This window comes from Sphingomonas flavalba (assembly GCF_004796535.1).
Classification (GTDB): Bacteria; Pseudomonadota; Alphaproteobacteria; order Sphingomonadales; family Sphingomonadaceae; genus Sphingomonas_L; species Sphingomonas_L flavalba.
On the sequence record NZ_SPHY01000005.1, the window covers coordinates 79677 to 92913 of the forward strand.

The following is a 13237-nucleotide window of genomic DNA, read 5'->3' on the forward strand; positions in this document are numbered from 1 at the left end:
GATGAGCCGGTGCTGAATTCAGATGACAGCCAATTGAAAGCTTCAGCGCTTCGCCGGCGGCACCGGGGTCAGCGCCGGCACCGCGCGCGCGGCGTCCGCCGGGTCGATGCCGGGCGGCGGCGCGGCGGCCAGCGGCTCCTGCCCGCGTAGCACCCGCCCGGCGTGGCGGATGGCCTCGCGCAGGCGCGGATAGCTGCCGCAGCGGCACAGGTTGGTCATCGCCGCGTCGATCTGGGCGTCGCTAGGCTCCGGCAGTTTCTTCAGCAGCACCGCCGCCGCCATGATCATGCCCGGCGTGCAGAACCCGCATTGCGGCACGTTCTCGGCGGCGAAGGCCTGCTGTACCGGGTCGCTGCGGTCGCGCGACAGCCCTTCGATGGTGGTGACGAACCGGCCTTCCAGCGCGCCGATCGGCACCCGGCAGCTTTTCACCGCCTCGCCGTCAACATCGACGGTGCACGCGCCGCAATCGCCGGTGCCACAACCATATTTGGTGCCGATCAGGTTCGACGCATCGCGCAGCGCCCAGAGCAGCGGCGTGTCCGGGTCCATCTTGTAGAAGACCGGCTGGTTGTTGACGGTGAAGCGGGTCATGCCTGCCGCCTCCGTGCGCCGGCGCGGGCGATCGCCAGCAATTCAGCCGCGGCGACGACCGGTCCGGCGGTCTGGGAGGATTTCAGCTGCCGCTCGACGGCGAGCAGCCGGCCATGCACCTCAACCAGGTCGGTGGCGCTCCATAGCCGGAGCTGGCGGGCGACAGCCGGCTTTTCCTTCCAGAAAATCGTCTTGCCGGCTGCCTCGACCACGTCCTCCGGCGCTCGCCCGCGCTCGACATCGGCGCGTAGCTGGGCAAGCAGCGCGACGCGGCGCAACAGCCCGCGCGCCGCCTGCGGGCTCAGGGCATTGGCCGTGCCCAGCCGGTCGATCTCGGCCCCGGCGGCGGCCGGGGCGCCGGACAGCACCGTGTCGACCAGCCGTGACAGATCGGTGTCGCCGTTGTCGACGCCGACCGCGTCGAGCGCGTCATGCCCGGCCTCGCCCGGCCGGTCCGGCGCGGCGTCGACATACAGCGCCAGCTTCTCGATCTCGCGGGTCAGCAGCGCGCGGTCGCCGCCGGTCGATTCGACCAGCCGGCGCGCAATGTCCGGCGCGATGCGCAGGCCCAGGTCGCGGCCGATGCTGATCGCCAGCCGCGCGGCATCGGCGCCCTCCGGCGCGTAGCTGGCGAAGGCCATCGCCAGCGGCGCCGCCAGTGCCAGCTTCAGTAGCCGGGACGACGGCTTCAGCGCGCCGGTCAGGGCGATGACCGGGTTGCCCGCCGCCGGCGCGTCGAGCAGCGCGGCGACGGCGTCGGCGCATTCGTCGCCGGCGGCACGCAGGCGGACATAGCGCGCGCCGCCGAACAGTGAGAAGGCGGCCGCCTCGTCGGCGAGCAGCGCCGGATCGCGGCCGACCGCCGTCCCCTCCAGGTCGATGCGTTCCGCTTCCGGCCCCATCGCCCGCGCGAGCCGCTCGGCGAGCGCCGCCGATCCGGATTCGTCGGGGCCGTAAAGCAGGAACAGGCGGATGTCGGTGCCCGGCTGGTCGAGCGCGCGCTCGATCTGGCCGCGATTGACCTTCATCGCTCGCCGGGGCTTCGGCTGGCGTAGAGGGCGAGGCGGGCGACGATCTGGTCGGCGATCGCCTGCGACAGGTTTTCCAGCGCGGTGTTCTCCGCCGCGATCGTCGCATAGTCGGAATTGACCACGTCGATGCCGGCATCCGAACTGGCGGTGGTGTCGAGCAGGACGGTGCCCGCCCCGGCGTCACGCAGGCGGTAGCGCGCGCGCAACGTCCGCCGTTCGCGCGTCACCGCATCGTCGCGGCGTACGCCGAACCCGCTGATCTGGTCGTCCAGCTCGACTTCAAGCCGGTAGCGCGGCGTGCCGGTCGGCGGGCCGATCCGGTCGGTGATCGCGTTGCGGACCAGCCAGCCGGCCTTGCCGTCGATCATCGCGACCTCGACGCCGCCCAACGCATGCGCCACCGCCCCGCTGCCGCCGCCCTGATACAGCGGGCGCAGGCCGCATCCGGCAAGGATCAGGCATGCCGCCAGCAGGGGCGCCAGCCGCCTCATGCGACCAGGTTGACCAGCCGGTCGGGCACAACGATCACCTTGCGCGGCGGCTTGCCGTCCAGGATCCGCGCGACATTCTCCGACGCCAGCGCCAGCGCCTCCACCGTCTCGCGCGGGGCGCCCTTCGCCACCGTCAGCTTGTCGCGCAGCTTGCCGTTGACCTGGATCGCGATCGTCACCTCGTCGTCGACCAGCATCGCCGGGTCGACGGCCGGCCAGTCGGCGGCGGCGATCAGCCCCTGCTCGCCCAGCTGCACCCACGCTTCTTCCGCCAGATGCGGCGCCATCGGCGCGACGAGGCGGATCAGGATGCGGGTCGCGGCGTCACGCCCGGGGCCGGGGGCCGCCTTCTCGATCGCGGTGGTCAGTTCATACAGCTTGGCGACCGCCTTGTTGAACGACAGCGCCTCGATATCCTCGGCGACGGCGGCGATGATCCGGTGGGTCTTGCGCTCCAGCGCCTCGTCGGCGTCCGCTCCGGGCGCGCCGACGCCGTCGACCAGCCGCCAGACCCGCTGGATGAACCGCCAGGCCCCTTCGATCCCGGCTTCGGACCAGGGCAGGTCGCGCTCCGGCGGACTGTCGGACAGCATGAACCAGCGCACCGCATCTGCGCCGTAACGGTCGAGGATCGGCGCCGGGTCGATGACGTTCTTCTTCGATTTCGACATCTTCTCGACGCGGCCGATCGTCACCGCCTCGCCGGTGGCGCGTAGCGTCGCGCCCTTGTCGGTGCGCTCGACATCGTCGGGGCCGACCCACTGGCCGGCGGCGGTGCGATAGGTCTCGTGCGTCACCATGCCCTGGGTGAACAGGCTGGCGAACGGTTCCTCGATCGCCAGCCGGCCGATCCGGTTCAGCGCCCGCGTCCAGAAACGGGCGTAGAGCAGGTGCAGGATCGCATGCTCGACCCCGCCGATATACTGGCCGACCGGCAACCATTGCTCGGCGACGGCGCGATCGAACGGCTGGTCGTCCGGCTGGCTGGCGAAGCGGATGAAATACCAGGACGAATCGACGAAGGTATCGAGCGTGTCGGTTTCCCGCCGCGCCGCGCCGCCGCATGTGGGGCAGGCGGCGTGCTTCCACGTCGGGTGGCGGTCCAGCGGGTTGCCCGGCACGTCGAAGGTCACGTCCTCCGGCAGTTTCACCGGCAGGTCGGCTTTCGGCACCGGCACGACGCCGCACGCCGCGCAATGGATGAACGGGATCGGCGTGCCCCAGTAACGCTGGCGCGACACGCCCCAGTCGCGCAGCCGCCATACCGTCGCGCCCTTGCCCCAGCCTTCGCCCTCGGCCCGGCCGATCACCGCCTTTTTCGCCGCCTCGACCGCCATGCCGTCCAGGAAGCGGGAATTCACCAGGGTGCCGGGGCCGGTATAGGCGGTATAGGCGGCGAAATCGGATGCCGTCTCGGCGCCCTCGCTGACCACGCGCCGCACCGGCAGCCCGTATTTGCGCGCGAAATCCAGGTCGCGCTGGTCATGCGCCGGCACGCCGAACACCGCGCCGGTGCCGTAATCCATCAGCACGAAATTCGCGACATGGACCGGCAACGTCCAGTCCGGGTCGAACGGGTGGGTCGCGGTCAGGCCGGTATCATAGCCCTTCTTCTCTGCTGTCTCGATCTCGGCGGCAGTGGTGCCGCCGGCGCGGCATTCCGCGATGAACGCGGCCAGCGCTGGGTCGTCTTTCGCCAGGCGCGTCGCCAGCGGATGGTCGGTGGCGACGGCGACGAAGCTGGCGCCGAAGATCGTGTCCGGCCGGGTGGTGAACACCTCGACCGCCTCGCCGTCGGACAGGGCGAAACGGAACTGCAGGCCCTGGCTCTTGCCGATCCAGTTCTCCTGCATCAGCCGCACCTTGTCCGGCCACTGATCCAGCGTCTTCAGCCCGGCGAGCAGTTCGTCGGCGAAGGCGGTGATCTTCAGGAACCACTGGCTGAGTTTGCGCCGCTCGACCAGCGCGCCGGATCGCCAGCCGCGCCCGTCGATCACTTGCTCGTTGGCGAGCACGGTCATGTCGACCGGGTCCCAGTTGACCGCCGATTCCTTGCGATAGACCAGCCCGGCCTCGTACAGGTCAAGGAACAGCGCCTGTTCCTGCCCGTAATAGTCCGGCTCGCAGGTCGCCAGCTCGCGGCTCCAGTCGAGCGCGAAGCCCAGCGCCTTCAACTGGGTCCGCATCGCGTCGATATTCGCGCGGGTCCAGGCGCCGGGGTGGACCTTCTTCTCCATCGCCGCATTCTCGGCCGGCATGCCGAACGCGTCCCAGCCCATCGGATGCAGCACCTCGTGCCCGGTCATCCGGCGGTAGCGCGCCAGCACGTCGCCCATAGTGTAGTTGCGGACATGGCCCATGTGGATGCGCCCCGACGGGTAGGGGAACATCTCCAGCACATAGCTTTTGGGCTTGGGCGACCGGTCGTCGGCGCGAAATGCCTGGGCGTCGTCCCACGCCTTTTGCCAGCGCGCGTCGGCGATGCGCGGATTGAAGCGCGAAGCCATCGGCTGCCCTATCCCCTAACCCTTGGTGATCGAATTGCGGCGCAGGTCGCGGGCGCGGGTCAGGATGATGTTCTCCAGCTTCTGCACCGTTGCCGCCTGCACCGGTGCGTCGAGCCACTGGCCGTTCTGGTTGACCTGGCGCAGCGCCGCCACCTTCAGCGCGTCGGCGCGCAGATCCTGGTCGAGGATCGTCACCGTCACCTTCATCCGCTCGTTCGGCGTCTGCGGGTTGGCATACCAGTCGGTGACGATGACGCCGCCATTGGAATCGGTCTGGACCAGCGGCATGAACGACAACGTGTCGAGCGACGCGCGCCATAGATAGGAATTGACGCCGATCTGGGTGATCTTCGCGGCGGCCAGGTCGGTCTTAGGGCGGTCCTTCTGGCCGCAGGCGGCAAGGCCGAGCGCAAGCATCAGGACCAGGGGACGAATGGGAACGGCCATCTCACTTCCTCGAAATACGCCGGAATGCGGTCGAAGGCCGCTTATAGGCCCTCGCGCCGTCCCCGCAAGGCGCCGGAAACGCCGTCGCGAACCATGATTGTGGATGTTGTGCAACATTGTGCTGAAAAGCGATTCAGGACATGGCGGGCCGTTCTCGAATCATGCTAGACGGCAGGCCGAGCTTTAGGTTGGGGATTCGCGATGCGCGGATTGCGGGGGATTGCAGGGATGACGGGGGTGGCGATTGCCGTCCTCGGCTTTGCCCTGTCTCCCGTATTCGGCGCTCGCGCGGACGATCTGGTCGGCAAGCTGGGAGTCGGCACCGCGCTGACCAATGGCGGCTTGGGCACCTTCACCCCGGCCGGCGCCGATCCGCGCATGGCGGCCAGCCTGGCCCGCGCCGGCCTGCCCGGCGGTTCCGGCTTCCGCTTCACCCCGTCGGCGGCGGCGCTCAACGGCAAGCGGTCGGTCACGGTCGCGGTCCGCGCCCTGTCCACCGGCAGCCGCGCCCAGGCGGAACGGATGGCCGGTCAGGCGCCCGTTACGTCCGGCCTGTCCCCGATCGCCTATAACCTCGGCGTCTCGGTCGGCTGGAAGCGCTTCGCGCTGTCCGGCGACGTCACCAAGGTCGACCTCGGCATGCTGCCGGGCAGCCGGCAGAAGGTCGACGTCGGCGTCAGCTACAACGCGCCGCGGTTCAGCACCCGGCTCCAGGTCGGCAAGGACAGCCCGATCGGCAACCAGCCCCGGCTGGTCGCGGATGACGAGCGCGTCTCCGTCGATCTCGCCAGTTCCTATTCGCTGACCCGCAACATCGACGTCACCGCCGGCCTGCGCTACCAGAGCCAGCGGGACCGGCTGCAGCCGAGCAGCGACGCCCGCCGCGACAGCCAGGCCGTCTATATCGGCACCGCCTTCAAGTTCTAAAGCGTCGTTGCGGCGGACCAGTGCAGCGATGGCTCCGTTTAGCGCGGGGCCTCCCGACCGGTTGCCTGACCGGTCGAAAGGCCCCGCGCCGACAGCTCAGGCCAGCGCCGCGCGCGCTCGCCGTGCGGCGTCGACCATGTTGACCAGCGCCGGCTTCACATCCTCCCATTTGCGAGTTTTCAGGCCGCAATCGGGGTTGACCCACAGCTGCCCGGCCGACAGCCGTTCACCGGCCTTCAGCAGCAGTTCCTCCATCTCCCGCGTCGTCGGGATGCGGGGGCTGTGGATGTCGTAGACCCCCGGCCCGATCTCGTTCGGGTATTTATAGGTCACGAACGCATCGAGCAGTTCCATCTTGGACCGCGACGTCTCGATCGAAATCACATCGGCATCCATGGCGCCGATGGATTCGATGATGTCGTTGAACTCGGAATAGCACATATGGGTGTGGATCTGGGTATCCGGCCGCACCCCGGACGCGGCGATGCGGAAGCTTTCGACGGCCCAGTCCAGATAATATTGCCAGTCGGCGCGGCGCAGCGGCAACCCTTCGCGCAGGGCCGCCTCGTCGATCTGGATGATCTTGGCGCCGGCTGCCTCCAGGTTTGTCACCTCGTCGCGGATCGCCAGCGCAATCTGGCGGCAGGTATCGGCGCGCGGCTGATCGTCGCGGACGAACGACCATTGCAGGATCGTCACCGGCCCGGTCAGCATGCCCTTGACCGGCTTGTCGGTCAGGCCCTGGGCGTAACGCCACCAGGCGACGGTCATCGGCGCGGGCCGCGACACATCGCCGTAGATGATCGGCGGCCGCACGCAGCGCGAGCCATAGCTCTGCACCCACGCCGCGCGGGTGAAGGCGAAACCGGCAAGCTGCTCGCCGAAATACTGGACCATGTCGTTACGCTCGAATTCGCCATGGACCAGCACGTCGATGCCGATCTCCTCCTGCCAGCGGATCGCGCGCTCGGTTTCCTCGCGCAGGAACTGGTCGTAGCCGGCCTGGTCCAGCGCGCCCTTGCCATGGGCGGCGCGGGCCTTGCGGACTTCGGCGGTCTGCGGGAAGGAGCCGATCGTCGTCGTCGGCAGCGGCGGCAGGTTCAGCACCGCCTGCTGCGCGCTGATCCGCTCGGCGAACGGTGTCTCCCGCCGCGCCCAGCCGGCATCGACCTGCGCCAGGCGGCTGCGTACCGCCGGGTTGTTGACCAGCGGCGACGCGCGCCGGTCGGCAATGGCATAGGCATTGGCGACCAGTGCGTCGGCGACCGCCGCCCGCCCGGCGTTCAGCGCCTTGCCGAGCAGCGCCAGCTCCTCCAGCTTCTGCGCGCCGAACGCCAGCCAGTTCGCGACCTGCGTATCCAGCTTCGTCTCCAGCGCCAGGTCGATCGGCGTGTGGAGCAGCGAGCAGGACGGGGCGATCTGCAGCTTCTGGAACTGCCCGGCCACCGGTTCCAGCCGGTCGAGCAGCGCACCGAGATCGGCCTTCCACACATTGCGCCCGTCGACGACGCCCAGCGACAACAGCAGGTCCGGTCGCGCGCCGTCGACGACGGCGTCCAGCTGTTCCGGCGCGCGGACCAGGTCGACATGCAGCCCGGCGACCGGCAGGGCCAGCGCAGTGTCGAGATTGTCGCCCAGCGCGCCGAAATACGTGGCGAGCATCAGCTTCAGCCCGCCGACGGTATCGGCGAAGTGGCGATAGGCGGTGGCGAAGGCGTCCCGCGCCCGCGCGCCGAGGTCGAGGACCAGCGCCGGCTCGTCGATCTGCACCCAATCGGCGCCGGCGTCGCGCAGCCGGCCGAGCAACTCGCTATAGACCGGCAGCAGCGCCGGCAGCAGGGTCAGCGGATCGAACGCGGCGTCCTTGGCCTTGGCGAGCAGCAGCCAGGTTACCGGGCCAAGGATCACCGGCCGGGTGTGATAACCAAGCGCCTTGGCTTCCTTGAACTGGTCGATCGCCTTGGTGGAGGTCAGCGCAAAGCTCTGGTTCGCGGTCACTTCCGGGACCATGTAGTGATAATTGGTGTCGAACCACTTGGTCATTTCCTGCGCCGGCACATCGGCATGGGCGCCGTGGCCATGGCTGCAGCCTTCCTCGCCGACACCGGTCTGGGTGCCGCGCGCCATCGCGAAATAGACGGCGAGCGAATCGGCGGTGCCCAGCGACCGGTAGATCGCCGGAATGGCGCCGACCGCGACACTGGTGTCGAGCACCTGATCGTACAGCGAGAAATCATTGCTGGGGATCACGTCGACGCCCAGCGCCTTCTGCCGCGCCCAGGTGGCGGCGCGCAGCGCGGCGGCGGTTTCCAGCAGTTCGGCCTCGCTGGTCTTTCCGGACCAGAAGGCCTCGAGCGCGGTCTTCAGTTCGCGGCGCGGGCCGATGCGCGGGAAACCCAGATTGGCGACGATGACGGGCATGGGAAATCTCCTCCGGGCAGGCAGGGGCGCCCGCCGGTTGTGGGGGGAATGAACGGGGTGTCGATTGCGCGGGTCGGCGCGGCCGGTCAGCCGGGCGCGATCGCGCGGTACGGGCCGGGCGGGGGCCGGATCGATCGGGTGAAGGGCGACGAAAACCGCATGGCACACCCCTGCATGGCGGGCGGGCTGCGGGATGGACGCGCGGATGCTCTCGCGCGATCCACCGGGGCACCCCGCCCGAGGACGTTATCGCGACGAGGCAGGTCTCCTGGCTCGCGGGTCATAACCCAGGTCCCGGCCTTCCCGGTGCCGGTCGGCACCAGTGACCCCGATCGGACCTGCGCTCGCCGCTTACAGTTGCGGGGGCAGCGCCGGACTCCACCCTTGCGGGTGCCACCGGCTTCCCGTCTTAGCTCCACGCCGCGAGCAGCGCGGAGAACCTCGACCACCTCCTTAAAGCCGAACGCGGCGGTCATGTCAATTCACATATAAAGAATTCTTTATATATCTATTTCAGAAGATGCATATGCCGACAAACGGGCGCTTGCGGTCGCGCTGGCCCGAGGCGTCGGCGATGCCCGTCCCGGTCTGGGGCGGACTTTTTCGACGTGGACCGGAGATTCTGCTTTAGACGGCGTTTGACGCTGGGAAGCGTTACGGCTTTTCGCGTGTCGATTGTCAAAGCTACAATAGGACCATGAGAGACAAGGTGGCGATGGCCGACCATGCCTGACGATCGTGAACTCAAACGGTGGTTCTGCCAGGATGTTCTCCCCCTTGAGGCCTCTTTGACACGTTACATTCGCCGAAATTGTTCCGACTCCGATCTCGTCGCCGACCTGCGCCAGGATGTTTATGCGGCGGCGATCGAGAGCGCACGGCGGGAGCTGCCGGGGAACAGCGCCGGCTATCTTTACGCCATCGCCCGAAACCTGCTGATAAACCGGGCCAAACGCTCGAAGCTGGTTTCCTTCGAACTCGTCGCGAACCTGGAAGATGACGTATCGGGCGAGGAGATGTTCCATACCGAGCGCCAGTTTGAGGCACGGGACGATCTGCGCCGGACGCAGGAAGGGCTCAACCGGCTCCCGCCCCGCTGCCGTGCGGTGGTGACGCTTCGGAAGATCGAAGGCTATTCCACGCGGGAGACGGCGGATCGGCTCGGTGTCGGGGTCGATACGGTCGAGCGGCAACTGACGCTCGGGATGCGGGCGCTGGTGGATTTTTTGCTTGGAGGCACGGGCAAGATTGTCAGGAATGGTGGACCGAGCGGACGCGGAGTGAAGGTCGATGAGCGCGCAAAACATGATCGAAGCGCAGGCGGCAAGCTGGCTCGCGAAGCGCGATGAGCCCGGCTGGTCGGCCGAGGAGCAACAGGCGCTCGATAGTTGGCTGGAGGCCTCGGCAGCGCATCAGGCCGCTTATTGGCGGCTCGAGCATGGCTGGAACCGCATTGGCGCGGCAGCCGCACCCGCTCAGGATCTCGACTGGTATGAGGATGAGGCTCCGACGCCCCGGCGCCGCTGGCTGGCGATGGCGCTGGCGGCCTCGCTCGTCGCCATGGTCGGCGCCTATACCCAGATCGATTGGAGCGGCGCGGACAGCCGGCCGTTAGTCGCGGAACAGCGCTTCGACACGGCACGGGGCGAGCGGAAGCTCGCGGCGCTTGCGGACGGAAGCCGGATCGAGCTCAATACCGGGTCCACGCTGCGCGCCGCGATCGGCGCCGGGGCGCGGGAGGTGTGGCTAGACAGGGGCGAGGCTTATTTCAGCATCGCGAAACGTGACGGCCAGCGCTTTATCGTCCACGCGGGCGACCGGACGATCACTGTCCTGGGGACCAAATTCAACGTCCGCCGCGAAGGCGGCAAGCTGGTGCTGTCGGTGATCGAGGGCCGGGTATCTCTTGCGGATGCCAACACCGGGTCGACCGGCCGCGCGGTGGTGGTCACCGGTGGCGACAGGGCAGTTGCGGACGGCGCATCGACGGTTGTGACGGCGGACCTGGGGGACAGGATCGCCCAGGCCGCCTCGTGGCGCGACGGTGTCCTCACTTTCGACCAGTCGACGCTCGCCGAGGCGGCGGCCGAGTTCAATCGCTACAATGAAAAGTCGATCATGGTAGCCGATGCCGACGCCGCCGAAATCCGTATCGGCGGCACGTTCAAATGGAACAATATCGATGCTTTCGCGCGGCTTATGCGCGAGGCTTATGGCCTTCGCGTGCAGGAGGATGGCGCCACCATAAAAATCTCGAGCCGCTAGCGTTACGGGTTTCGGGCGGTCGCTTGTCCAGCTTTTTGAACGCGGCAAAATCGCTGCGACGGGAGGAAGGACATTTTGGCTAGACAATTTATCGGCGCCGCCGTTTTCGCCGTTGCCGTTACCACGGTAGCCCCCGCTCACGCACAGGTTCGCCAGTTCGACATCGCCCCGGGACCGCTCGACGGGGCGCTCGATCAATATGCCCGTCAGTCTGGCCGGCAGGTCATCTATAAGTCCGACGAGGTGGGCTCGGCCAAATCGCGGGGCGCTCGGGGCGCTCTCTCGGTCGACGCCGCGCTCCAATCGATCCTCCTCGACACCGGCTTCGTAACGCGGGCCGACGTGTCCGGCGCCGTGGCGATCGTCCGCGCACCGAAGACCAGGCCGGTCAGGGCGAAACAGGCGCACACGCCATCCACCGGTCCGGCACCCACGGCAGCCGACGCGGACGCCCGAGAAATGGCGCCCGCCGAACCTTCCGAAATCGTCGTCACCGGTACGAAGCGCGCGCGGGGGGAAAGCGTTCAGGAAGCCGCGGTTACCATCTCGGCTTTCGGAAGCGAGCAACTCGAACAGGCCAAAATTCGCGATCTGTACGCTCTCGGCAATCTGGTGCCGAACGTCATTCTCACTGGCTCAGGCACGTATCCGGGAACCGCGACATTCTCGATCCGCGGCATGGCGGTCAACAACAGCATTCCCTCAAGCACCCCAACCGTGGGCGTGTTCGTTGACGGCATCTTCGCCGGCGTCGGCTCGGGTCTCGCCCTCGACAATTTCGACATCGAGGGGGTCGAAGTGCTGCGCGGGCCGCAGGGTCTGCTGTTCGGTCGCAACGTAACCGCGGGCGCTGTTCTGCAACGGACCACCGAGCCGAGCTCGACCCTGAAAATCCGGGCGCAGGCCGGCGTGGAGAGCGGACCCAAATTCACCGAGTCCCTCGTCGTGTCGGGTCCGCTGACGTCGACCCTGGCGGGGAAGGTCGCCGTCTACCGCAGCGATGATTCGGGTTGGTTTCGCAACCGCTTCGACAACAGCAAGTTCGGGGAATCGTCGAGCACGCGCATAAATGCCGCGCTTGCCTTCACGCCGGCGGACGACTTGCGCGTCACCGGCCGATATTCGTTCAGCAAGACCGAGGGCGACGGACCGGCGGTCCAGAACCATGGCGAATGGAGCCGCGACAGCTTTGATTTCGCGATCAACACGCCGGGCTTTTTTGAGATCGAGTGGCACCAGGCGTCGCTCGATATCGAAAAGGATGTGGCCTTCGGTAACGGCAAGATCGTCAATATTGCCGGCTACCGCACGGTTACCCAGCGCAGCCTGACCGACTTCGACGGAACCACCCAGCCGATCTTCAACGTCGGCGCGCTCGTCGATCAGCACCAGTTCTCGAACGAGCTTCGCTACTCCGGCGATCTCGGTCCGGTGGCGGTGACGGTCGGAGGGTATTATTACACTGACCGGCTTCTCTACATCGAGAACCGGATCCTGCAATCGGGAGCCAACAATCTTGTCGGCGGCGGCCGCCAGGCATCGTCGACGATCGCGTTCTTCGGGGCGTTCGACGTCAGCCTGACCGACACCTTTCAACTGAACCTCGGCGCGCGCTACTCGCGCGAGAAGAAACATGCCCGTGTCAATCGCATCTCTCCCGCCGCGATCTCGGGATGCTCGATCATTCTGTCGGATTGCACCACCTACGGCTTTGACGACAGCGACCGCTGGAGCGCTTTCAATCCGAAGATCGGCCTGACCTGGAAGCCCGACAACGACACCAACCTTTACGGCTTCTGGACTCGCGGCAACCGTAGCGGCGGCTATAATCTGCGCCAGGCGAGCGCCCAAGTTCCCGGGCCCTATGACCAGGAAACCGAGGACTCGTTCGAGGTTGGTTTGAAAAAGCGCTTCTTCGATCGCCGCCTGACGGTCAATCTCGCTGGATTCGTCAACAAATACAAGAAGCTGCAGCGCGACATTTCGCGCACCGACCCGGTGCTTGGGTCGGTTCAGCTTACCGCGAACACCGCTGACGCAACGATCCGCGGTCTCGAGGCTGAAATCACGGCCCAGCCGGTTGACGGCCTGACTCTCAGCGCCAACCTCGGCTATCTCGATCCAGAGTTCAGCGACATCCTTTTCGACCTCAGCGGCAACGGCAGCGTCGGGCCGGAGGATTACCGGCTCCGGCTCCCCCTGCTCTCGAAATGGTCCTACGGCGCGGCCGCGACCTACAAGCATGCGTTCGGCAATGGGCACGAGGCCTCGGCGCGGATCAGCTTCACCCACCGCGACATGGCGTTCTCGACCGACGACAATCGCGGCTTCCTGAATGCGGTCGACTACCTGGACGCGGGGCTCACCTACGCGTTTCGCGGCGGTTGGGCAGTGTCGCTCTACGGAAAAAATCTCACGAACCAGGTTTTTTACGGCCTCGACGTGCCGCTGCCGTTCGTGCCGGGCGAAACCCATTCGCCGCTGAGCAAGGGGCGCGTTCTCGGCGTGGAGCTCAGCTACCGCCTCTAGCGCGTGCTCCCGCTCCCGCCGTGCC

The 13237-nt window shown here is 67.3% G+C and carries 10 protein-coding genes and 1 riboswitch; of the genes, 4 read left to right on the plus strand and 6 right to left on the minus strand.

Annotated elements, in window-relative coordinates; genetic code table 11:
* Window positions 1-42 precede the first annotated feature (42 nt).
* The 5 genes from E4A53_RS06850 to E4A53_RS06870 are packed head-to-tail and all read right to left on the minus strand — an operon-like array spanning window position 43 to window position 5070.
* Entirely contained in the window at window positions 43-594 is a 552-nt protein-coding gene (locus tag E4A53_RS06850; protein ID WP_136162355.1) for a (2Fe-2S)-binding protein, read from the minus strand.
* A complete protein-coding gene (gene holA, locus E4A53_RS06855; RefSeq protein WP_136162356.1) occupies window positions 591-1622 on the minus strand; it encodes a DNA polymerase III subunit delta in 1032 nt (343 codons plus the stop codon). The genes E4A53_RS06850 and holA overlap by 4 nt, the downstream gene beginning before the upstream one ends.
* On the minus strand, window positions 1619-2116 hold the full coding sequence (lptE, locus tag E4A53_RS06860; protein ID WP_136162357.1) for an LPS assembly lipoprotein LptE: 498 nt from the start codon (window positions 2114-2116) through the stop codon (window positions 1619-1621). The genes holA and lptE overlap by 4 nt, the downstream gene beginning before the upstream one ends.
* Window positions 2113-4623: a leucine--tRNA ligase gene (gene leuS / locus E4A53_RS06865; RefSeq protein ID WP_136162358.1), complete on the minus strand. Its 2511-nt coding sequence runs from the start codon at window positions 4621-4623 to the stop codon at window positions 2113-2115. The genes lptE and leuS overlap by 4 nt, the downstream gene beginning before the upstream one ends.
* Window positions 4624-4638: 15 nt before the next feature.
* Window positions 4639-5070 (minus strand): DUF3576 domain-containing protein, encoded by a 432-nt coding sequence (locus E4A53_RS06870; RefSeq protein ID WP_136162359.1) that lies wholly within the window; start codon window positions 5068-5070, stop codon window positions 4639-4641.
* Window positions 5071-5298: 228 nt separating this feature from the next.
* On the opposite strand from E4A53_RS06870, the gene E4A53_RS06875 reads away from it, so the two are divergent.
* A complete protein-coding gene (locus E4A53_RS06875; RefSeq protein ID WP_136162448.1) occupies window positions 5299-5997 on the plus strand; it encodes a hypothetical protein in 699 nt (232 codons plus the stop codon).
* Between the two features lie 96 nt (window positions 5998-6093).
* Here the strand turns inward: E4A53_RS06875 and metE are convergent, their stop codons facing one another.
* Window positions 6094-8418 carry a 5-methyltetrahydropteroyltriglutamate--homocysteine S-methyltransferase gene (gene metE / locus E4A53_RS06880; protein WP_136162360.1) on the minus strand — a complete coding sequence of 775 codons (2325 nt, stop codon included), beginning with the start codon at window positions 8416-8418 and terminating at the stop codon, window positions 6094-6096.
* A 241-nt stretch (window positions 8419-8659) separates the two neighbouring features.
* Window positions 8660-8877: riboswitch (cobalamin riboswitch) on the minus strand.
* Between the two features lie 266 nt (window positions 8878-9143).
* Here metE and E4A53_RS06885 point away from each other — a divergent pair.
* From E4A53_RS06885 to E4A53_RS06895, 3 genes are all read left to right on the plus strand, one after another.
* Window positions 9144-9767 carry an RNA polymerase sigma factor gene (locus E4A53_RS06885; RefSeq protein WP_136162361.1) on the plus strand — a complete coding sequence of 208 codons (624 nt, stop codon included), beginning with the start codon at window positions 9144-9146 and terminating at the stop codon, window positions 9765-9767.
* The gene (locus tag E4A53_RS06890) at window positions 9709-10683 is read left to right on the plus strand and encodes a FecR family protein (protein ID WP_136162362.1); all 975 of its coding nucleotides are present in this window, start codon (window positions 9709-9711) and stop codon (window positions 10681-10683) included. The genes E4A53_RS06885 and E4A53_RS06890 overlap by 59 nt, the downstream gene beginning before the upstream one ends.
* Window positions 10684-10758: 75 nt before the next feature.
* Window positions 10759-13212 (plus strand): TonB-dependent receptor, encoded by a 2454-nt coding sequence (locus E4A53_RS06895; protein ID WP_239018169.1) that lies wholly within the window; start codon window positions 10759-10761, stop codon window positions 13210-13212.
* Window positions 13213-13237 lie beyond the last annotated feature (25 nt).

Excerpts from the sequence above, each read along its gene's own strand:
- E4A53_RS06850 (WP_136162355.1), bottom strand. The coding sequence starts at position 594 with ATGACCCGCTTCACCGTCAACAACCAGCCGGTCTTCTACAAGATGGAC.
- lptE (WP_136162357.1), bottom strand. The coding sequence starts at position 2,116 with ATGAGGCGGCTGGCGCCCCTGCTGGCGGCATGCCTGATCCTTGCCGGA.
- E4A53_RS06885 (WP_136162361.1), top strand. The coding sequence starts at position 9,144 with ATGCCTGACGATCGTGAACTCAAACGGTGGTTCTGCCAGGATGTTCTC.
- E4A53_RS06890 (WP_136162362.1), top strand. The coding sequence starts at position 9,709 with ATGAGCGCGCAAAACATGATCGAAGCGCAGGCGGCAAGCTGGCTCGCG.
- E4A53_RS06875 (WP_136162448.1), top strand. The coding sequence starts at position 5,299 with ATGACGGGGGTGGCGATTGCCGTCCTCGGCTTTGCCCTGTCTCCCGTA.
- holA (WP_136162356.1), bottom strand. The coding sequence starts at position 1,622 with ATGAAGGTCAATCGCGGCCAGATCGAGCGCGCGCTCGACCAGCCGGGC.
- E4A53_RS06870 (WP_136162359.1), bottom strand. The coding sequence starts at position 5,070 with ATGGCCGTTCCCATTCGTCCCCTGGTCCTGATGCTTGCGCTCGGCCTT.
- metE (WP_136162360.1), bottom strand. The coding sequence starts at position 8,418 with ATGCCCGTCATCGTCGCCAATCTGGGTTTCCCGCGCATCGGCCCGCGC.
- leuS (WP_136162358.1), bottom strand. The coding sequence starts at position 4,623 with ATGGCTTCGCGCTTCAATCCGCGCATCGCCGACGCGCGCTGGCAAAAG.